Source organism: Streptomyces sp. NPDC101225 (assembly GCF_044767585.1).
Lineage (GTDB): Bacteria > Actinomycetota > Actinomycetes > Streptomycetales > Streptomycetaceae > Streptomyces.
In genome coordinates this window covers 134298-154947 of sequence record NZ_JBIWOE010000021.1, presented here as the reverse complement: position 1 = coordinate 154947, position 20650 = coordinate 134298, and the positions used below count along the sequence as shown (strand labels likewise).

The window sequence follows — 20650 nt, the reverse complement described above, 5'->3', positions numbered from 1 at the left end:
CAGGCTGCATCCGAGACGTCGGTCTTGCGGCCGGGCAGGTTCTTGACCTGCCGCGCGTTGACCAGGATCACGTTCAACTCGTCGGCCAGCAGGTAGTAGAAGGGCTTCCAGTAGTCCGAGGTCGCTTCGATCACGACCAGGGTGACCTGGGCGGCGAGCAGGTGATCGCGCAGGGCGAGCACCGCGTTCGTCGTCGATCCCCAGGTGGTGGTCTCGGTGGCGAAAGACCCCCGCCGCTTGGCGCTTGGGGTGCGGACGCACGCCTTGGCGTCCTTCTTGCTGATGTCCACACCGGCACAGCGTTCGTGCAGCACGTCCACGTCCCGATCCCTCCCTTGCCAGGCGTCCGAGCAGTACGCCGTTCCGGGAGGGCCAAGGTGAATCAGGAATTCTGACGCACGTGCTCAGAGCAACACTCCACGGTTCCCGTGGACGGCCCCCAGTACCACGCTGACCTGCGAGCTCACCGGCATCACAGAGCTATCGGTTTCGGCCGGAACGAACCTCACCAGCGTCCCGGACCGACATCAGCCCCCGTCAGGGCAGACAGAAGCACCTTCGGCGCGCACCACAGGATTTACCACGCCCCCGGCGCGCACCGAAGGTGCGCCGCGTCGCTGACCTACGCATTCCATGCACAGCCTCAAACCTGGGTTCGACAGAATTCCCATCACATAGAGTCACAAGATGCGGTCTGACCAGGGGGGATGCATTAGGTCATGGAGAGGAGGCGTGTCTCTAGGCGCTGACATTCTCGCTGGTCAGCGCGGTGGCGGCCGCCAAGTGACCCCTTGATGCTGGGGCGTTGCCACCACGCTACCCGATCACATAGCGCACTTCGAGCCCCGTCGCGCTTCGCCGAGACGGGCCCGCAAAGGTGACAAAATGTGATGAATCATCCTCGAATCTCGCGGCATTGTCAGAGAATCACGCCCCTCTCGCCAGTCCCCTGACCAGCGGGAATGCCAGCGCCTAGAGACACGGATAATTCGGGCGGGAGGTGATGGAGTTGCAGGTCATGGCCCACTTTGTGTCTCTAGGCGAACCGACTTCTGTCGAACGCAGGTCAAAAGACCCTCGACAGACACATTCCAAGGTCAAGAAAACAAAGAAACCGCAGGTCAGAGGCCTGACCTGCGGTTCACCTTGGAGCCGCCTTCGGGATTCGAACCCGAGACCTACGCATTACGAGTGCGTTGCTCTGGCCATCTGAGCTAAGGCGGCGCGCTGTCCGCACCATGGTGCGATCAGCAACGTCGGTAAGTCTACACAGTTTCGAGGGGTGCTCCGTACCGGCCCCGGGGCGGGCGGCCGCGGGGCCGGGGGCGGCGCTACGAGCAGCGCTTTCCCTTGGCTGGAGGGGTGCCCTGCAGCAGGTAGGCGTCGATCGCGGAGTCGATGCAGGTGCTGCCGCGGCCGTAGGCGGTGTGGCCGTCGCCGACGTATGTCAGGAGCCGGGCCGAGGCGAGCTGGCGGGACAGGGACCGGGCCCAGCGGTACGGCGTGGCCGGGTCGCGGGTGGTGCCGACGACGACGATCGGGGCGGCGCCCCTCGCCTCGATGCGGTGCGGCGCGCCCGTGGGCTTCACCGGCCAGTACGCGCAGTTCAGGGCGGCCCAGGCGAGACCCTCGCCGAAGACCGGGGACGCCTTCTCGAACGCCGGGAGCGCCTTGCGCACATCACCGGGACCGGAGAAGGCGCCGGGCAGATCCAGGCAGTTCACCGCGGCGTTGGCGAACATCAGGTTCGAGTAGCGGCCGCCGGCCTCGCGCTCGTAGTAGCTGTCGGAGAGGACGAGCAGCCCGGCGCCGTCGTCCTCCTTCATCGCCGACGACAGCGCCTCGCGAAGCTGCCCCCACGAGCTCTCGTCGTACATCGCGGCGATCACGCCGGTCGTGGCGAGCGCCTCGCCGAGCTTGCGGCCGTCGGCGTCGCCAGCGGGGACGGGGTGCGCGTCCAGCTTCCTGAAGAAGGCGCTCAGGTTCCTGCCGACCTGGGCGGGTGAGGTGCCCTTGTGGCCGAGCGGGCAGTCGGACTGCCGCACGCAGTCCTTCGCGAAGGACTGGAACGCCGTCTCGAACCCCGCCGTCTGGTCGAGGTTCATCCGCAGCGAGGTCAGGGTGGGGTCCATCGCGCCGTCCAGGACCATGCGCCCCACCCGGCCCGGATAGAGCCCGGCGTACGTCGCGCCGAGGAAGGTCCCGTACGACGCCCCCACGTACGTCAGCTTCGCGTCGCCCAGCGCCGACCTCAGGATGTCCATGTCGCGGGCCGCCTCGACGGTGGAGACGTGCTGCAGCAGCTTCCCGGAGCGCTTCTCGCAGCTGTTCGCGAACTTCTTGTCCGCAGCGACGAGTTGGTCCGTCTCCTTGCGGTCGTCGGGGGTGTTGTCCGTCTGCGTGTACGCGTCCATCTGGCGGCCGTCGAGGCATGCGACGGGCTCGCTGCGGGCGACGCCGCGCGGATCGACCGCGACCATGTCGTAGCGGGCGCGGACACTCGCCGGGTAGCCGATGCCGGCGTACTGCTGGAGGTACCCGATCGCCGAGCCGCCCGGCCCGCCGGGGTTCACGAGCAGCGAACCGAGCGGCTTGCCCCGGCCGGTGGCCTTCTTGCGGGCCACCGCCAGCCGCACGTCCCCGGCGTCCGGCCGGGCGTAGTCCAGCGGCGCCGTCATCGTGGCGCACTGGAAGCCCGGCACACCACAGCTGCGCCAGTTCAGCTTCTGTCGGTAGTACGGCGTCAGGGCGGACGGCGTCGACTGCGGCAGCGCGGCCAGTGCCGCCTGTGCCGCGTGGTCACCGGCGGCGGTGTCCGCGCTGCCGCCGGAGGAGCAGGCGGAGACGAGCAGCGCGGCGGCCGCGAGAAGGGCGGCGACGGTGCGGGGCCGACGGGGACGGGAACTGCGCCTGAGGTACATGCGGCGAGCGTAACTCTGCGCAGCCGCACGATCGCTGTCCGCGCATGCAGTGGCTCGTACGAATGACAACGTCAACGCACCTTGCCCACCCGCGCCGTCAGCCCGCTCTGAGCGCCATCGTCATCGCCTCCACCGCCAGCAGCGGGGCCACATTGCGGTCGAGGGCGTCGCGGCAGGCGGAGATCGCCTCGATACGGCGGAGGGTGGACTCCGGCGAGCTGCCGCGGGCGAAGCGCTCCAGGGTGTCCTCCGCGTCCGCGTTGGCGATCGCCGCCCGGGAGCCGAGCTGCAGGGCGAGGACGTCGCGGTAGAAGCCGGTGAGATCGGTCAGGGCGACGTCCAGGCTGTCGCGCTGGGTGCGCGTTCTGCGGCGCTTCTGCTTGTCCTCCAGGTCCTTCATCACACCCGCCGTGCCCCGGGGCAGCCGGCCGCCCTGGGCCGCGCCCAGGGCCGCCTTCAGCTCGTCGGCCTCCTTGCCGTCCCGCTCCTCGGCGAGCTGCTTGGCGTCCTCGGCCGCCGCGTCGACGAGTTCCTGGGCGGCCCTGAGCGCGCCGCCGATCTCCTCGACCCGCAGCGGCAGCTTCAGCACGGTGGCGCGGCGCTCGCGGGCGGCCGGGTCGGTGGCCAGCCGACGGGCCCGGTCGACGTGCCCCTGCGTGGCGCGGGCCGCGGCGGCGGCGACGGCCGGTTCGACGCCTTCGCGCCGTACGAGCATGTCGGCCACGGCGTCCACCGACGGCGTCAGCAGATTGAGGTGGCGGCAGCGGGAGCGGATGGTGGGCAGGACGTCCTCGACCGAGGGCGCGCACAGCAGCCAGACCGTGCGGGGTGCCGGCTCCTCCACGGCCTTCAGGACGGCGTTGGCCGACTTCTCGTTCAGCCGCTCGGCGTCCTCGACGAGGATGATCTGCCAGCGGCCGTTCGCCGGCGACGTGTACGACTTGCGGACGGTGTCGCGCATGTCCTCGGCGAGGATCTGCGAGCCGACGGCGGCGACGCCGGTGACGTCGGCGTGCGTGCCGACGAGCGCGGTGTGGCAGCCGTCGCAGAAGCCGCACCCCGGACTCCCGCCGAGCGCGCGGTCGGGGCTCACGCACTGGAGCGCGGCGGCGAACGCCCGCGCCGTCTGGGCCCTGCCCGCACCGGGCGGTCCCGTGAACAGCCAGGCGTGGGTCATCTTCGACGCCTCGGGCGGCGGCGTACCGGCAGCGGCCGCGGTGACCAGCGCGTCGGCGTCCCGGGCAGCGGCGTCGAGCTGCCCGGCCACCTTCTCCTGGCCGACGAGGTCGTCCCAGACGGTCATGAGGTCACCCCGCCCCTTCGTCACACGTCACGTTGCGGGATCCATTGTGCGGGGCGGCACTGACAACGGGCGCACCGGCGGCGCGGGCCCCGTCCTCAGCCCCGGCGCCCCCGGCCGCGCCTGCCCCGGCCCTGGTCCTCCTCCTGCTCGTCGTCCCGCGGGCCGAGCAGCTCGTCCGCCAGCGTCGGCAGATCGTCCAGCGGGGTCTCCTCGGCCCAGTCCGGGCGGGCCCGGCGCCGCGGCTCCTCCGCACCGATCTGCGGCATCTCACGCGTGCGGTCGTCGGCCTCCTCCGGCCGCGCCCGGTCCTGCTCCTCCCGGAAGTACCCCGGCGGCACCCGGTGCGCGGGGTCGTCGTCCCGCACGGGCGGCAGCACGGCGGTCTCCTCCTCGGGCCCGGGAGCCACCGGCGGCAGCACGGCCGTCTCGTCGGCCGCCCCCGGCGCGACGGGCGGCAGCACCGCCGTCTCCTCCGCGGCGTCCTCGGGGGCCGGCGGCTGCGGCAGCTGCGCCGTCACCTCGGACTCGGACTCGGCGGCCGGGCGCCCGCCGGCCTTCGCCCCGGCCCGTCCGTCCCCGCGCACCGGCCGCAGCACCGCCGTCTCGTCGACGGGCCCGCCCGACGCGTTCGTCGGCGTCACCACCGGCGTCGGCACCGTCGTCGCCTCCGGCGGAGCCGCGGGCGTCCCGGGCTTCCGGGGTCCCGCCTCCGCGGCGGCCGCGGCCTGCTCGGCGAGCCGCCGGGCCTCCTCGGCCCGCAGCAGCGCCTCCTCGGCCTTGCGCTGCTTCTCCAGGCGCCGTGCCTCGGCCTCGGCATGCAGCCGGGCCTCCTCCTCGGCCTGCTTGCGGCGCCGGGCCTCCTCGGCCTTGCGCAGGGCCTCCTGCTCGGCGCGCGCCTGCTCCTCGGCGAGCAGCCGTGCCTGCTCCTCCTCGGCACGCTTGCGCGCCTCCTCGGCCCGCAGCCGCGCCTCCTCCGCCTGCCGCTCGGCCTCGCGGCGCTGCGCCTCCTCCAGCTCGCGCCGCTTGCGCTCCTCCTCCTCGGCGCGCAGCCGCTCGAGCTGCTCCTTGCGCTCGCGCTCCAGCCGCTCCTCCTCGGCCTTGCGCGCGGCCTCCTCCTCGGCCTTCCTGCGCGCCTCCTCCTCGGCCTTCCTTCGGGCCTCCTCCTGGGCCTTCACCTCGGCCTCGGACAGCGGCAGCACCAGGTCGAGCCGGTGCCGTACGACGGTGGTGACGGCCTCGGGCTCCTGGCCCGCGTCCACCACCAGATACCGCCCGGGGTCGGCCGCGGCCAGCGTCAGGAAGCCGGAGCGCACGCGTGCGTGGAACTCGGCCGGCTCCGACTCCAGCCGGTCCGGCGCCTCCGTGAACCGCTCGCGCGCGATCTCCGGCGACACGTCGAGGAGCACGGTCAGATGCGGTACGAGGCCGTTGGTCGCCCAGCGGTTGATGCGGGCGATCTCGGTCGGGGACAGATCGCGGCCCGCCCCCTGGTAGGCCACCGAGGAGTCGATGTAGCGGTCGGTGATGACGACGGCGCCGCGCTCCAGCGCGGGCCGGACCACGGTGTCCACGTGCTCGGCGCGGTCGGCGGCGTACAGCAGCGCCTCCGCGCGGTGGGAGAGCCCCGCGCTCGACACGTCGAGCAGGATCGAGCGCAGCCGCTTGCCGACGGGGGTCGCACCCGGCTCACGCGTCAGGACGACCTCGTGGCCCTTGCCCCTGATCCACTCGGCGAGCGCCTCGGCCTGGGTGGACTTGCCCGCTCCGTCGCCGCCCTCCAGGGCGATGAAGAAGCCGTTCGTGGCGGGCGCCGTCAGCGGGTCGTCGCCGCCGAGCAGCGCGTCCCGCAGGTCGTGCCGCAGCGGCACGCCCGAGCGGTCGTCGACCTTCGCCAGGACCAGCGCGGCCACCGGCAGCAGCAGCGCGCCGACGAGCATCAGCGTGAACGCGGCGCCGCCGTGTGCGAACACGAACCTGCCGTTCTCCAGGCGGTGCGGGCCGATCGCCGCCGCCACCACGGGCGCGATCACCGCGCCGAGCGCCACGCATACGCGGACGACCGCGTGCAGGTGCTCGGTCGTCCGGGTACGGCGGTAGTCCTCGGCCTCCTGGTCGAGCAGGGTGTGCCCGGTGTTGGCGGCCACGCCCGCGCCCACGCCGGCGAGCGCGACGATGAGCAGCACGGTGGTGACGTCCGGGACGAGCCCGGCGGCCAGCAGCGCGAGGCCGGTGAAGGCGATCGCGAGCGCGAGCAGGCGGCGCCGCGACAGGGCGGGCAGCAGGGAGGGGGCCGTACGGATGCCGACGACGACACCGCCGGTCAGCGCGAACACCAGCAGCCCGTACAGCACCGGGCCGCCGCCCAGGTCCTTGGCGTGCAGCACGCAGACCGCGACGGCCGCGGAGATCGCGCCCGCGACGGCGGCGCAGGCGAGTACCAGCAGCGGGATGGCGCCCGTGCGGCCCTTGTCCACGCCCGTGCCCGTCTTCGGGCGGCGCAGCCCCTCCAGCGGGGAGCGCGCGCGGGGCGTGCGCGTGTCGGGCAGCTCCAGGTAGGTCAGCACGGACAGGGACGCGGCGAAGAGCCCGGCCGCGACGTACGAGGCGAGTGCCGCCTGGTGCTGCTCGAACCAGTCGATCCCGGTGCCCAGGAGGTTGTTGAGCAGTCCCGCGACGACCAGCACGGCGGCCGCGGCGGGGATCGCCACGAAGCTCGTGCGCAGTGACAGGCGGCGCAGCGCGTCCAGGTGGTCCGGCAGCGGCCGTACCGTCGCCCCCTCCGGGGGCGGGGCGGGCAGCAGCGCGGGCGCCGCGCTCTCGCGGCAGACCGTCCAGAAGCGCTCGGCCACCCCGGTCACGAAGGTGCTGACGAGAAGGAGGGCCAGTGCGTTCTCGGGTGTCCAGTCGATCCACAGGGGGGCGACGATGAGCACCGCGGCGCGCAGTCCGGCGGCACCGACCATGGTCCAGCGGCGGTCGAGCGGACCCTCCTGCGAGGTGAGCGAGGTCAGCGGCCCGAGGAGCACGGCCCCGAACAGCAGCGTCGCCAGGATGCGCGCTCCGAAAACGGTCGCCACCGCGAACGCCACACCGCGATAACCACCGCCGAACGAGCCCTGGCTGATCGCCGCCTGGAGGGCGAGGAGCACCAGCACGAGGAGGGCGAGGGTGTCACCGATGCCGCCCACGAGCTGTGCGCTCCACAGCCGCCGCAACTGCGGTCGGCGCAGCAGGGAGCGGACGGCGCGCTCACGGGAGTCCGCGGCAAGGGCGTCGTCGGGGGCCGGGTGATGGGCCGTTGGCTGCTCGGCACGCGTCATGCGTTCAGCCTATCGGGACCGACCGACAGCCCGCGGGGCGCGCCCGGACGTGCGCACGCCCCGACACCAAAGCGATATCGGGGTGCGCGTGGTGCGAAGTCTCCGTGAAGAAGGCGTACCGGCTCAGTCGTCCGTCGCCGTCCTCGAAGCCGCCGTCTTCTTGGTGGCGGTCTTCTTGGCGGCCGTCTTCGTGGTCGTCTTCTTCGCGGCGGTCTTCTTGGCGGCCGTCGCCTTCTTGGCCGGGGCCTTCTTCGCGGCCGCCTTCTTCGCGGTCTTCTTCGCGGGGCCCTTCGCCCGCTTCTCCGCGAGGAGTTCGAAGCCGCGCTCCGGGGTGATCGTCTCGACGCTGTCGCCGGAGCGCAGGGTCGCGTTGGTCTCCCCGTCGGTCACGTACGGACCGAAGCGGCCGTCCTTGACCACCACCGGCTTCTCGCTGACCGGGTCGGTGCCCAGCTCCTTCAGCGGCGGCTTGGCCGCGGCCCGGCCGCGCTGCTTGGGCTGCGCGTAGATCTGCAGCGCCTCTTCGAGGGTGATGGTGAAGAGCTGCTCCTCGGAGGTGAGCGAGCGCGAGTCCGTGCCCTTCTTCAGGTAGGGCCCGTAGCGGCCGTTCTGCGCGGTGATCTCCTGGCCCTCGGCGTCGGCGCCGACGACGCGCGGCAGCGACATCAGCTTGAGCGCGTCCTCGAGCGTCACCGTGTCGAGCGACATCGACTTGAACAGCGAGGCCGTACGCGGCTTGACGGCGTTCTTGCCGGTCTTCGGGGTGCCCTCGGGGAGCACCTCGGTGACGTACGGGCCGTAACGGCCGTCCTTGGCGATGATCTGGCGGCCCGTCTGCGGGTCGCTGCCCAGTTCGAAGTCGCCGCTCGGCTTGGCGAGCAGCTCCTCGGCGAGCTCCACGGACAGCTCGTCCGGGGCGAGGTCCTCGGGGATGTCCGCCCGCTGGTGGTTCTCGGAGTCCTTCTCGCCGCGCTCGATGTAGGGGCCGTAGCGTCCCACCCTGAGCACGATGTCGTTGCCCACGGGGAACGTCGAGACCTCGCGCGCGTCGATCGCGCCCAGGTCGGTCACCAGCTCCTTGAGGCCGCCGAGGTGGTCCCCGTCGCCGTTGCCCGCCTCGGCCGCGGTGCCGTTGTGGCCCGGCACCGTCTCGCCGAAGTAGAACCGCTTCAGCCACGGCACGGCCTGTGCCTCGCCGCGGGCGATGCGGTCGAGGTCGTCCTCCATCTTGGCGGTGAAGTCGTAGTCGACGAGCCGCCCGAAGTGCTTCTCCAGGAGGTTGACCACGGCGAAGGACAGGAAGGACGGGACGAGCGCCGTGCCCTTCTTGAACACGTAGCCGCGGTCGAGGATCGTGCCGATGATCGACGCGTACGTCGACGGGCGGCCGATCTCGCGCTCCTCCAGCTCCTTGACCAGGCTGGCCTCGGTGTACCGGGCCGGCGGCTTGGTCGCGTGGCCGTCGACGGTGAGCTCCTCGGCCGTGAGGGCGTCGCCCTCGGCGACCTGCGGCAGCCTGCGCTCGCGGTCGTCCAGCTCGGCGTTCGGGTCGTCGGCGCCCTCGACGTAGGCCTTGAGGAAGCCGTGGAAGGTGATCGTCTTGCCGGACGCGCTGAACTCGACGTCCCGGCCGTCGGCCGCGGCGCCGCCGATCTTCACCGTGACCGAGTTGCCGGTCGCGTCCTTCATCTGGGAGGCGACCGTGCGCTTCCAGATCAGCTCGTAGAGCTTGAACTGGTCGCCGGTCAGGCCGGTCTCGGCGGGCGTGCGGAAACGATCACCCGAGGGCCGGATCGCCTCGTGCGCCTCCTGCGCGTTCTTGACCTTCCCGGCGTACGTCCGCGGCTGCGCCGGCAGGTAGTCGGCCCCGTAGAGCTGGGTGACCTGGGCGCGGGCGGCGTTCACGGCGGTGTCGCTGAGCGTCGTGGAGTCCGTACGCATGTAGGTGATGTAGCCGTTCTCGTACAGCTTCTGCGCGACCTGCATGGTGGCCTTCGCGCCGAAGCCGAGCTTGCGGCTCGCCTCCTGCTGCATCGTCGTCGTACGGAACGGGGCGTACGGCGAGCGGCGGTACGGCTTCGACTCGACGGACCGCACCGAGAACCGGGTGTGCTCCAGGGCGGCGGCGAGCGCGCGGGCGTTCGCCTCGTCGAGGTGGAGGGTGTTCGCGCCCTTCAGCCGGCCCAGGGAGTCGAAGTCGCGGCCCTGCGCCACGCGCCTGCCGTCGACGGTCTGCAGGCGGGCGACCAGCGACGACGGGTCCGACGGGTCTCCGGCACGGCCGGTCGCGAAGGTGCCCGTCAGGTCCCAGTACTCGGCCGAGCGGAAGGCGATGCGCTCGCGCTCGCGCTCCACCACGAGCCGGGTGGCGACGGACTGGACGCGGCCGGCCGACAGGCGCGGCATGACCTTCTTCCACAGGACCGGAGAGACCTCGTAGCCGTAGAGGCGGTCGAGGATGCGGCGGGTCTCCTGGGCGTCGACCAGCAGCTGGTTGAGCTGGCGCGGGTTGGCCACGGCAGCCTGGATCGCGGACTTGGTGATCTCGTGGAACACCATGCGCTTGACCGGGACCTTGGGCTTGAGCACCTCCTGGAGATGCCAGGCGATGGCCTCGCCCTCGCGGTCCTCATCGGTGGCGAGGTAGAGCTCGTCGGAGTCCTTCAGCAGATCCTTGAGCTTCTTGACCTGGGCGCGCTTGTCGGCGTTGACGACATAGATGGGCTGGAAGTCGTGGTCGACGTCCACGCCGAGGCGGCGGACCTCGCCGGTGTACTTCTCGGGCACCTCCGCGGCGCCGTTGGGAAGGTCACGGATGTGCCCGACGCTGGCCTCGACGATGTAGCCGGGGCCGAGATAGCCCTTGATCGTCTTCGCCTTGGCAGGCGACTCGACGATGACGAGTCGGCGGCCGCCCTGTGCGGTCTCGCTGGTCGGGGACAACTTCGCTCTTCTCTCCGGTCGACGCTGGGGCCTGCCCGGGAGTGTTCGTCCCGGGGTCGGGTCGTGGTGACGCTGCGGAGTGTGACGGTACATCCCGCCCCCGTGTCAAACGGGAAAAGCCCGCAACGGCCACTCGAACGGTAACCCGACTTCCGCCATTCCTGCCGCCCGGAGTACCCGCCGGCCTTTTCGAGCCGGTCCGGAGGATCACCTCTCAATTATCGGAGCCGCAGCTCCGGGGCGGCTTTCAGACCCGCGTGAAGCACCAGAATCCGAGAACGAGCGCGATCACCGAGGCGACACTCGCGAGAGTCGCCGATGCGACAGGGCTCACACCGTGCGCGACAGGCTCGCCGTGCCGCACCCGGGCCACGGTCCACACCAGAAGCGCCCCTCCGAACAGGGCGAACACCACTCCGGCGAAGATCGCCGGTCCGCTCTCCATGGCTCCCGTGCCCCTTTTCTCCCGTTCGCGAGTGCCCGGTCCCGCGAGACTGGCACGCACGGGCGGCGCACAGGCGAACCCGGGGTGAACGGGGAGCCGACGGACCCGTGCGGTCACCCCACGGCCGCGGCCCGGCTCCGGCCGTGCCGCCGCCCCTGCCCCGGTCGCCGTCCTGGTCCCGGTCCTGGTCCCGGTCCTGGTTCTGGTCCTGGTCTTGGTCCTGGTCTTGGTCCTGGTCTTGGTCCCGGAGGCTCGGACGGCGCCGGGCGCGGGAGGTAAACGCCAAGGTCGACTCGAATTTGTTGCCGCAGAGCTTGTTCGCGTTGTCGATGGCGTTCTTGCGGCCCATTCCGCCGGGGGCCGGTACGGACCCGACGATCTGCTCGGTGCGGGGTTCTGGGCGGTCGATGAACGGCGCCTTTGACCGTTCCGGACTTCCTCAGCAGTCCCAGCGATCACCGACGCTCATCGGACCGACGCCTGTCGCGGCATGCCGGCCGAGTACGGGAGATGGCGTACCGCTGTCGGCCGGGGTGAGCCCCTCCCGGGTCGGCAGGACGGCGTAGCGCTTCGCGTCCGGCAGCGCGCCGACGGCCTCCCCGCTCCGGCTCGCGCGGGCGCCGGGCGCCGGAAGGATGTTGGCCGGTTTCACATCCCGGTGGAGGATGCCGACGCGGTGTCCCGCCGTGCGCGCGAGAGGGAGCTTCGCACCTGCCACGGGCAGGAGGCCTCAGCCGTGGCGAGGCCTCAGCCGTGGCGCGCGGCTCGCACCGGCTCGATGAACCCCTGCTCCACCAGCATCCTGATCTGCGCCGGCGTGCGGTCGCGCAGCAGCACCGGGTCCTCGCCCACCAGTTGGGCGATCGCGTCGAGGATGCGGCCCGCGCTGAGCGTGCCGTCGCAGACACCGGCGAAGCCCGCGCCGATCGTGTCCACCTTGGTGGCCCGGCGCATGCCGCGGTTCTGCCGCAGCACCACGTGCTCCGGGTCCTCGGCGCCAGGCAGCCCGACCTGCTCCTGGACGACCTCGGCGACAAGCCTGAAGTGCCCCTCCAGCAGGGCCGCGTCGTCGTGCGCCCGCAGATGGTCGATGCGGTCGAAGTGCGCCCGTACCGTCTCGCCCAGCGGCTGCTCGACCGGGTGCGGCCACTCCTCGACGGTGACCGAGGGCTCGGCCGCGCCGGTGCGCCGCAGGGTGATCCAGCCGAAGCCGACGGCCCGCACCTTGCGCGCCTCGAACTCGTCCAGCCATGCGTCGTAGCGCGCCTGGTACTCGGCCGGGTCGCCCCGGTGGTCACCGGCGTCCCTGAGCCACAGCTCGGCGTACTGCGTGACGTCCTGCACCTCGCGCTGCACGATCCAGGCGTCGCACCCGCGCGGCACCCACGACCGGAGCCGGTCCTGCCAGTCCTCCCCCTCGACGTGCTGCCAGTTGGCGAGGAACTGCGCGAATCCGCCCTCGTTCAGCCGCTCCCCCGCCCCCTGGACGATCGAGCGGCACAGGTCGTCCCCGCCCATCCCGCCGTCGCGGTAGGTCAGCCGTGCGCCCGGCGAGATCACGAAGGGCGGGTTGGAGACGATCAGGTCGTACGTCTCGTCGTCGCGCAGCGGCTCGAAGAGCGAGCCCTCGCGCAGGTCGGCCGCGGGGGCGCCGGAGAGGGCCAGGGTGAGGGCCGTGATGTGCAGCGCGCGCGGGTTGAGATCGGTCGCCGTCACGCGCGTGGCGTGCCGTGCGGCGTGCAGCGCCTGGATCCCGGAGCCGGTGCCGACGTCGAGGGCGGCGGCGACGGGCGTGCGGACGGTGATGCCCGCCAGGGTCGTGGACGCCCCGCCCACGCCGAGCACGACGCCCTCCTCACGGCTGCCGATGCCGCCGGCGCCGCCGACGGCGCAGCCGAGGTCGGAGACGATGAACCAGTCCTCGCCGTCGGGCCCCCCGTAGGGCCGTACGTCCACGGTCGCGGCGACCTCGTCCGCGCCGGCCGCCACCAGCCACCCGCTCTCCAGGCAGGCCGCGACGGGCAGTACGGCCTCCACGCGCGCGTGCGGCACCGGCTGCTGGAGCAGGAAGAGCCGGACGAGGATCTCCAGCGGGGTGTCACCGCGGGTCGCCCTGAGCGCGGGCACGGTCTCGCTGCGCGCCAGCGCCGCGTACGCGGGGGCGCCGAGCAGCTCGAGCAGCCCGTCGGCGGTGAAGGACGCCGCGAGCAGGGCGTCCCGCAGCCGGGCGGCGACGTCGGGGCGGCCGGGGACGGGGACAGCGGGCAGCGAGGGCAGGCCTGAGGTACTCACGCCCCCATTGTGGCGGGGACGGGGGTCCGGCTGCAGCTCCTGCCCGGCGTCAGCTCGCCGTCGCCGGAGCCGAGCTGGAGGCGGTCTTGCAGCTCTCCTGCTGCGCCATCGCCTTGCCGACGTCGCCCTCCTCCAGGGTCTTCAGCGCGTCGTTCCCGCTCTTGCCGAGCTTGTCCAGCGAGGTCGCGATGTCCTTGAGGCCGTCGGCGAACTTCGCCTGGTCCTTGGTGTCGAGCTTGTCCACCTGCGTCTTCAGCGAGGCGTACGACGCGGAGATCTGGTCGAGTTCCTTGACCGCGTCCTTCTGCTTCTTCTCGCCGTTGTCGGTGTCCGGCGCGCCGGCCCTCTGCACGGCGGCGCCGATCGCCTTGTAGGCGTCGGACATGTCCTGGAAGGCCTGCGCGTCGGTCTTCTGGACCTGTTCCGGCGTGCTGTTGTCCGACGTCTCCTTCTGGATCGCGGTGTTGGCGGCCTCGATCTTCTTGGCCTGCGGCTGCACCGCGTCGCAGACCTGCTTGGCCCAGGCGTCCAGCTTGTCGTTGCCCTTGCCGCCGCTGCATCCCGACAGCGCGAGTACCAGTACCGCACCGCCGGACAGTGCGGCCGCGAGCTTCTTGTTCACCGGATCGGTCCCTTCCATGGCTCTCGGCCCCGGAACATACACGGCACCCACGCGGCAACCGCACGCCGAACGTCCGATCCATTACCTTTTGTCACCTTTTGCTTCGGGCGAGAGAAGGCTCACGGGGAGGGGGTGAACACACGAGACGGGCGGGTGACGCGTCAATACGCGTCTCCCGCCCGTCCCTTGAGCCGGGCCTCGTAGGACCGCCTACGAAACCACCGCGGGATCGGCCGAGTTGGCCACCCGTTCGGCGCCGGGCTCGTCGCCCACGGCGATACCGCGCCGCTTGGAGACGTAGACCGCGCCGACGATGACGAGCAGGGCGAGGATCGCGATCATGATCCGGATGCCGATGTTCTTGTCGTCGCCGTAGCTGAACTTGATCACCGCGGGCGCGATGAGCAGCGAGACCAGGTTCATCACCTTCAGCAGCGGGTTGATCGCCGGGCCGGCGGTGTCCTTGAAGGGGTCGCCGACCGTGTCGCCGATCACCGTGGCGGCGTGGGCCTCACTGCCCTTGCCGCCGTGGTGGCCGTCCTCCACGAGCTTCTTGGCGTTGTCCCAGGCGCCACCGGAGTTGGCGAGGAACACCGCCATCAGCGTGCCCGTGCCGATCGCGCCGGCCAGGTATGCCCCGAGCGCGCCGACACCGAGCGTGAACCCGATGGCGATGGGTGCCATGACCGCCAGCAGACCCGGCGTCGTGAGCTCCCGCAGGGCGTCCTTGGTGCAGATGTCGACGACCTTGCCGTACTCCGGCTTCTCGCTGAAGTCCATGATCCCGGGCTTCTCGCGGAACTGCCGCCGCACCTCGTACACCACGGACCCGGCCGACCGCGACACCGCGTTGATCGCCAGCCCCGAGAAGAGGAAGACGACCGCGGCGCCCGCGATGAGACCGACCAGGTTGTTCGGCTGCGAGATGTCCATCATCAGGCTCATCGGCGCGCCCTTGCCGGAGAGCTTCTCGCCGACGTCCTGCGCGCCGGTCGTGATGGCGTCACGGTACGACCCGAAGAGCGCCGACGCCGCCAGGACGGCAGTGGCGATGGCGATGCCCTTGGTGATGGCCTTGGTGGTGTTGCCGACCGCGTCCAGGTTGGTGAGCACCTGCGCGCCCGCCCCCTCGACGTCGCCGGACATCTCGGCGATGCCCTGCGCGTTGTCGGAGACCGGTCCGAAGGTGTCCATCGCGACGATCACGCCGACCGTGGTGAGCAGGCCGGTGCCGGCCAGCGCCACCGCGAACAGCGCGAGCATGATCGACGTGCCGCCGAGCAGGAACGCCCCGTAGACGCCGAGGCCGATCAGCAGGGCGGTGTAGACGGCCGATTCCAGACCCACCGAGATACCGGCGAGGACGACGGTGGCCGGGCCGGTCAGCGAGGTCTTGCCGATGTCCATGACGGGACGGCGGTTGGTCTCGGTGAAGTAGCCGGTCAGCTGCTGGATGACGGCGGCCAGCAGGATGCCGATCGCCACCGCGACGAGCGCGAGGATGCGCGGGTCGCCGTCCTTGGCCTGGATCGCGGCGTCGGTGACACCGTCGAGGTCCGAGTACTTCGCCGGCAGATAGGCGTAGACCGCCGCGGCCACCAGCACGAGCGAGAACACCGCGGAGATGAAGAAACCGCGGTTGATCGCGGACATGCCGCTGCGGTCGGAGCGGCGCGGCGCCACGGCGAAGATGCCGATCATCGCCGTGAGCACGCCGATCGCCGGTACGAGCAGCGGGAACGCGAGTCCCGAGTCGCCGAAGGCCACCTTGCCGAGGATCAGCGCGGCGACCAGGGTCACGGCGTACGACTCGAAGAGGTCGGCCGCCATGCCCGCGCAGTCGCCGACGTTGTCGCCCACGTTGTCGGCGATGGTCGCGGCATTGCGCGGATCGTCCTCCGGAATGCCCTGCTCGACCTTGCCGACCAGGTCGGCGCCGACGTCGGCGGCCTTGGTGAAGATGCCGCCGCCGACACGCATGAACATGGCGATCAGGGCGGCCCCGAGGCCGAAGCCCTCAAGCACTTTCGGCGCGTCGGCCGCGTACACCAGCACCACGCAGGAGGCGCCCAGCAGACCGAGCCCCACTGTGAACATGCCGACGACGCCGCCCGTGCGGAAAGCGATCTTCATGGCTTTGTGCGATACGGCGGTGAGATCCTTTTCCGGCTCACCTTCCGAGGGAGTCGCTTCCCGGGCCGCCGCGGCGACGCGGACATTACTGCGCACCGCGAGCCACATGCCGATATAGCCGGTGGCCGCCGAGAACGCCGCGCCGATCAGAAAGAAGATCGATCGCCCGGCGCGCTGATTCCAGTCGTCCGCGGGCAACAGCATGAGCAGGAAGAACACGATGACGGCGAATACGCCGAGCGTGCGCAGCTGCCGGGCCAGATAGGCGTTCGCGCCTTCCTGGACCGCCGCCGCGATCTCCTTCATGCTGTCGGTGCCCTCGCCCGCCGCGAGCACCTGGCGCACCAGGACGCCGGCGACCGCGAGCGCCGCCAGCGCGACGACCCCGATGATCATCACGATGATCCGGTTGTCGTCCGTCAGTACGGCGGCTGCGAGGTTAGTGGGGTGATCCAACTGATGAGGGGTAGAAAGCCCCGCCATTCGTCCTCCTTGACGCTTGGGCTGAGCTCAAGATGTGGACGGATTGTAGGTACCGCAACCTGATCAAAACAGTCCGCGGTAAACGGAATTAGCCTTCACATGCTCTTCAGCAAATGATCGACATCAGGCCACAGGACCCGAAAGAGGTAATGCCCCAAAGGCATTGACGCCTGGATTGATGCTTGATCAAATGATCGACTGATTGATCGTGAATTCCTTCACGAATTCGCGGGAACACCCGAAAAACAGCAAGGGCCCTGCTCAGCAGGGCCCTGGGACTTCCATGAGGGTGCGGTCAGGGGAGCACCGCGACGGGCGGCGTGGTCGGCCAGGTCATCCGGATCTGACCGCCGTGCTCACCGGCGGTGACCTCGACGTCGTCCACGAGCCCGCTGATGACCGCGAGACCCATCTCGTCCTCGTCGCTCTCCACGTCGTCACCGTGGGAGCCGGGCGCCCGGCCTCCGGGAGCCGTACGCGGCGCCTCGTCGCCGACCTCGATGGAGAACTGCTTCTCCTCCTCGACCAGCTGCACCTTCACCGGCGCCGTGATCCCGGCGCTCTGGTGCAGTCCGACGGCACGGGTGCAGGCCTCGCCCACGGCGAGCCTGACCTCGTCGAGAACGGCCTCGTCCACTCCGGCCCTGCGCGCCACCGCTGCCGCCACCAGCCGGGCGGTCCTGACGTGCTCGGGCAGCGCGCTGAAGCGGAGTTCAACGGTGGCCATGCGTCCCCCTCGGAACTACGGGCGTGCTGTCGGGGGGACCGGGCCGCCGAAAGCCCGGACCCCCCATGAAGCTGCTTCCGTCCCCGGAGCGATCCCTTCCCGCTCCAGGGGGCGGTGGTGGTCAGTCGGTCGCCGCCACCGCTTCCTCGACCGAGGTGTGGATCGGGAACACCTTGGTGAGTCCGGTGATGCGGAAGATCTTCAAAATGCGCTCCTGGTTGCAGACCAGGCGCAGTGAGCCCTCATGGGCACGCACCCGCTTCAGTCCGCCGACCAGCACGCCGAGCCCGGTGGAGTCGAGGAAGTCCACGCCCTCCATGTCGACGACGAGGTGGAAACTCCCGTCGTTCACCAGCTCGACCAGCTGCTCGCGCAGCTTGGGCGCGGTATATACGTCGATTTCACCACCGACCTCGACGACCGTACGATCGCCGACGGTACGGGTCGACAGGGACAGGTCCACGGATCCTCCAGCACCTTGCTATCGAGCGGTCGCTCCTTGGGACATCTCGGCTTCAGCCCCCGGAACGGTTCGCCAGCCGCGATGGCATTCAATCACTTAACGGCAGGCGTGCACGACGCCTTGGTCCCATTGTCCGTCACGCCGGTGACACACTCGATGCCGATGGCCAAGAATCACCGATCCGATCGATCCCCGACGGGGCCCGCATCCCGGCCTGAACCGGGGGCGGTCCTGGGCCGGCTCGCCTCCGGGCCGAGCCGGGCTTCGCGCATCACTCATACGGAGCACTTGCCCCCGCGCGAGGGCCGCCATGCCGTCTGGCCTGACCGGATTCGTTCGGAGGTCCTCGCCGCGGTGCAGGCCTGCGGCATCGAGCACCCCTGGGCCCACCAGGCACGCGCCGCCGAGCACGCCCTGGACTGCGACTCGGTCGTCGTCGCCACGGGCACGGCGTCCGGCAAGTCCCTCGCCTACCTGGTCCCGGTGCTCTCGACGCTCCTGGACGGCTCCGAGGCCCCGAACGGCCGCGGAGCCACCGCGCTCTACCTGGCTCCGACGAAAGCTCTTGCGGCCGACCAGTGCCGATCGGTGAAGGAACTTTCACAATCTCTGGGAAATGCCGTCCGACCCGCGGTGTACGACGGAGACACCCCGTTCGAGGAACGCGAGTGGGTCCGCCAGTACGCCAACTACGTCCTCACCAACCCGGACATGCTGCACCGCGGCATACTCCCGTCCCACCCCCGCTGGTCCTCCTTCCTGAAGTCGCTGAAGTACGTCGTCATCGACGAGTGCCACACCTACCGGGGCGTCTTCGGCTCCCACGTCGCCCAGGTGCTGCGCCGGCTGCGCCGCCTGTGCGCCCGCTACGGCGCCTCCCCGGTCTTCCTGCTGGCCTCCGCGACGGCCGCGGAGCCCTCGCTGGCCGCCCGCCGCCTGACCGGCCTCCCGGTGGTCGAGGTGGCCGACGACGCCTCCCCGCGCGGTGAGCTGGTCTTCGCCCTCTGGGAACCCCCGCTCACCGAGATGCAGGGCGAGAAGGGCGCCCCGGTCCGCCGCACCGCCACCGCGGAGACGGCCGACCTGCTCACCGACCTCGCCGTGCAGGGCGTCCGCTCGGTCGCCTTCGTCCGCTCCCGGCGTGGCGCCGAGCTGATCTCCGTGATCGCCCAGGAACGCCTGGCCGAGGTCGACCGCTCCCTCGCCCGCCGTGTGGCGGCCTACCGCGGGGGCTACCTCCCCGAGGAGCGCCGCGCCCTCGAACAGGCCCTGCACTCGGGCGAGCTCCTCGGCCTCGCCGCGACCACCGCCCTGGAACTCGGCATCGACGTCTCGGGCCTGGACGCCGTGGTGATGGCCGGCTACCCGGGCACCCGCGCCTCCCTGTGGCAGCAGGCGGGCCGCGCCGGCCGCGCCGGGCAGGGCGCCCTCGCCGTCCTGGTCGCCCGTGACGACCCGCTGGACACCTTCCTCGTGCACCACCCCGAGGCACTCTTCGACCAGCCCGTGGAGTCCACGGTCCTCGACCCCGACAACCCCTACGTCCTGGCCCCGCACCTGTGCGCGGCCGCCGCGGAACTGCCGCTCACCGACGAGGACCTCGCACTCTTCGGCCCCGCCTGCGAGGACCTGCTCCCCCAGCTGGAGGCCGCCAAGCTGCTCCGCCGCCGGACGAAGACCTGGCACTGGACGCGCCGGGAACGGGCCGCCGACCTGACCGACATCCGCGGCGGGGGCGGCCGCCCGGTCCAGGTCGTCGAGTCCGGAACGGGCCGGCTGCTGGGCACGGTCGACGAGGGCGCCGCCCACACGGCCGTCCACGAGGGCGCGGTCCACCTCCACCAGGGCCGGACGTACCTGGTCCGCTCGCTCGACCTGGACGAGTCCGTGGCCCTCGTCGAGCAGGCCGGCCCGCCGTACTCGACGGTCGCCCGCGACACGACGTCCATCGCCGTCCTGGAGACGGACACCGAGATCCCCTGGGGCTCGGGCCGCCTGTGCTACGGCTCCGTCGAGGTCACCAACCAGGTGGTCTCCTTCCTGCGCCGCCGGCTCATCACCGGCGAAGTCCTGGGCGAGACGAAGCTCGACCTCCCTCCTCGTACGCTGCGCACCCGCGCCGTGTGGTGGACGGTCACCGAGGACCAGCTCGACGAGGCCCGGATCGGCCCGGAGATCCTCGGCGGCGCCCTGCACGCCGCCGAGCACGCCTCCATCGGCATGCTGCCCCTCTTCGCGACCTGCGACCGCTGGGACATCGGCGGCGTCTCCGTCCCCCTCCACCCCGACACGCTCCTGCCCACGGTCTTCGTCTACGACGGCCACCCGGGCGGCGCGGGCTTCGCCGAGCGCGCCTTCCACACCGCCCGCGCCTGGCTCACCGCCACCCGCCAGGCCATCGCCTCCTGCGAGTGCGAGGCCGGCTGCCCGTCCTGCATCCAGTCGCCCAAGTGCGGCAACGGCAACGACCCGCTGCACAAGAGGGGGGCGGTACGGCTGCTGACGGTGCTGCTGCGAGGGGCACCACAGGAGCGGACCGAGAAGGACGAGCAGGCGGACGGGGCAGATGCCGCGCCGGGGGCGGACAAGGACGAGCAGGCGGACGGGGCGGGTGCCGCTCGGGGGGCGCCGCAGGAGCCACCCGGCCCGCGGCCCGTCACGGAGGCGTCCGCGGTGCCGGCCCCGCAGGCCCCGCCCGTGCCCTGACCTCCGCCGCGAACGGACCTCGTCCCGACGCCGCCGTCACGTCCGAGATCTCGCCCACGACCACGCACCGCACCAGCCGGGAACGCTGAGCCCGGGCCAGCCGCCCCGCCCTGGCGCAGGCAGCCGGACCGCCGTCCGCCCAGCGGTCCGCGGCGGCGAGCGCCGCGAGGTCCGCGGCACTCGCCGCGCGGTGCCGGACCACGACGGCCTGCCCGAGAGCCAGCACGACGCCGAACACCACGCACAGCACGGCGATCGCACCGATGCTCCAGACGGAGGCGGAACCGCGGTC

General features: G+C 71.4%; 14 protein-coding genes and 1 tRNA gene. 1 reads left to right on the top strand and 14 read right to left on the bottom strand.

Features of this window, described 5'->3' with window-relative positions; translation table 11 throughout:
- From ACIRPX_RS27300 to bldG, 13 genes are all read right to left on the bottom strand, one after another.
- Positions 1-320, bottom strand: a 320-nt coding sequence (locus ACIRPX_RS27300; RefSeq protein WP_404199743.1) for a transposase, incomplete at its 3' end; no start/stop codon positions are given.
- 827 nt (positions 321-1147) lie between these two features.
- A tRNA-Thr gene (locus ACIRPX_RS27295) sits at positions 1148-1224 on the bottom strand.
- A 107-nt stretch (positions 1225-1331) separates the two neighbouring features.
- Positions 1332-2921 carry an alpha/beta hydrolase gene (locus tag ACIRPX_RS27290; RefSeq protein WP_404199740.1) on the bottom strand — a complete coding sequence of 530 codons (1590 nt, stop codon included), beginning with the start codon at positions 2919-2921 and terminating at the stop codon, positions 1332-1334.
- A gap of 97 nt (positions 2922-3018) precedes the next feature.
- Positions 3019-4224 carry a DNA polymerase III subunit delta' gene (locus ACIRPX_RS27285; RefSeq protein WP_404199737.1) on the bottom strand — a complete coding sequence of 402 codons (1206 nt, stop codon included), beginning with the start codon at positions 4222-4224 and terminating at the stop codon, positions 3019-3021.
- A 95-nt stretch (positions 4225-4319) separates the two neighbouring features.
- The gene (gene tmk / locus ACIRPX_RS27280) at positions 4320-7544 is read right to left on the bottom strand and encodes a dTMP kinase (protein WP_404199734.1); all 3225 of its coding nucleotides are present in this window, start codon (positions 7542-7544) and stop codon (positions 4320-4322) included.
- A gap of 123 nt (positions 7545-7667) precedes the next feature.
- Positions 7668-10487, bottom strand: a complete 2820-nt coding sequence (topA, locus tag ACIRPX_RS27275) for a type I DNA topoisomerase (protein ID WP_404199731.1) — start codon at positions 10485-10487, stop codon at positions 7668-7670.
- Between the two features lie 247 nt (positions 10488-10734).
- Complete coding sequence (locus ACIRPX_RS27270; protein ID WP_404199728.1) at positions 10735-10932, bottom strand: hypothetical protein; 198 nt, start codon at positions 10930-10932, stop codon at positions 10735-10737.
- Positions 10933-11371: 439 nt separating this feature from the next.
- A complete protein-coding gene (locus ACIRPX_RS27265) occupies positions 11372-11650 on the bottom strand; it encodes a hypothetical protein (RefSeq protein ID WP_404199725.1) in 279 nt (92 codons plus the stop codon).
- Between the two features lie 29 nt (positions 11651-11679).
- Positions 11680-13224: a methyltransferase gene (locus tag ACIRPX_RS27260; RefSeq protein ID WP_404199722.1), complete on the bottom strand. Its 1545-nt coding sequence runs from the start codon at positions 13222-13224 to the stop codon at positions 11680-11682.
- Between the two features lie 49 nt (positions 13225-13273).
- Positions 13274-13864 (bottom strand): small secreted protein, encoded by a 591-nt coding sequence (locus tag ACIRPX_RS27255; RefSeq protein ID WP_404199719.1) that lies wholly within the window; start codon positions 13862-13864, stop codon positions 13274-13276.
- 192 nt (positions 13865-14056) lie between these two features.
- Positions 14057-16462 carry a sodium-translocating pyrophosphatase gene (locus ACIRPX_RS27250; protein ID WP_404199716.1) on the bottom strand — a complete coding sequence of 802 codons (2406 nt, stop codon included), beginning with the start codon at positions 16460-16462 and terminating at the stop codon, positions 14057-14059.
- Positions 16463-16757: 295 nt separating this feature from the next.
- Positions 16758-17189 carry an ATP-binding protein gene (locus ACIRPX_RS27245; RefSeq protein WP_404199713.1) on the bottom strand — a complete coding sequence of 144 codons (432 nt, stop codon included), beginning with the start codon at positions 17187-17189 and terminating at the stop codon, positions 16758-16760.
- Positions 17190-17310: 121 nt separating this feature from the next.
- Positions 17311-17652, bottom strand: coding sequence for an anti-sigma factor antagonist BldG (gene bldG, locus ACIRPX_RS27240; RefSeq protein WP_003975386.1), 342 nt, complete (start codon positions 17650-17652; stop codon positions 17311-17313).
- Between the two features lie 81 nt (positions 17653-17733).
- Between bldG and ACIRPX_RS27235 the strand changes: the two genes are divergently transcribed.
- Positions 17734-20358, top strand: coding sequence for a DEAD/DEAH box helicase (locus tag ACIRPX_RS27235; RefSeq protein ID WP_404199710.1), 2625 nt, complete (start codon positions 17734-17736; stop codon positions 20356-20358).
- Here the strand turns inward: ACIRPX_RS27235 and ACIRPX_RS27230 are convergent.
- The gene (locus ACIRPX_RS27230; protein ID WP_404199758.1) at positions 20309-20596 is read right to left on the bottom strand and encodes an Rv3654c family TadE-like protein; all 288 of its coding nucleotides are present in this window, start codon (positions 20594-20596) and stop codon (positions 20309-20311) included. The two genes, ACIRPX_RS27235 and ACIRPX_RS27230, sit on opposite strands and share 50 nt — an antisense overlap.
- Between the last annotated feature and the right edge of the window lie 54 nt (positions 20597-20650).

Bases quoted from the DNA above. Each gene is read 5' to 3' on its own strand.
- ACIRPX_RS27255 (WP_404199719.1), bottom strand. From the start codon at position 13,864: ATGGAAGGGACCGATCCGGTGAACAAGAAGCTCGCGGCCGCACTGTCC.
- ACIRPX_RS27235 (WP_404199710.1), top strand. From the start codon at position 17,734: ATGGCATTCAATCACTTAACGGCAGGCGTGCACGACGCCTTGGTCCCA.
- ACIRPX_RS27245 (WP_404199713.1), bottom strand. From the start codon at position 17,189: ATGGCCACCGTTGAACTCCGCTTCAGCGCGCTGCCCGAGCACGTCAGG.
- ACIRPX_RS27250 (WP_404199716.1), bottom strand. From the start codon at position 16,462: ATGGCGGGGCTTTCTACCCCTCATCAGTTGGATCACCCCACTAACCTC.
- tmk (WP_404199734.1), bottom strand. From the start codon at position 7,544: ATGACGCGTGCCGAGCAGCCAACGGCCCATCACCCGGCCCCCGACGAC.
- ACIRPX_RS27270 (WP_404199728.1), bottom strand. From the start codon at position 10,932: ATGGAGAGCGGACCGGCGATCTTCGCCGGAGTGGTGTTCGCCCTGTTC.
- ACIRPX_RS27290 (WP_404199740.1), bottom strand. From the start codon at position 2,921: ATGTACCTCAGGCGCAGTTCCCGTCCCCGTCGGCCCCGCACCGTCGCC.
- ACIRPX_RS27285 (WP_404199737.1), bottom strand. From the start codon at position 4,224: ATGACCGTCTGGGACGACCTCGTCGGCCAGGAGAAGGTGGCCGGGCAG.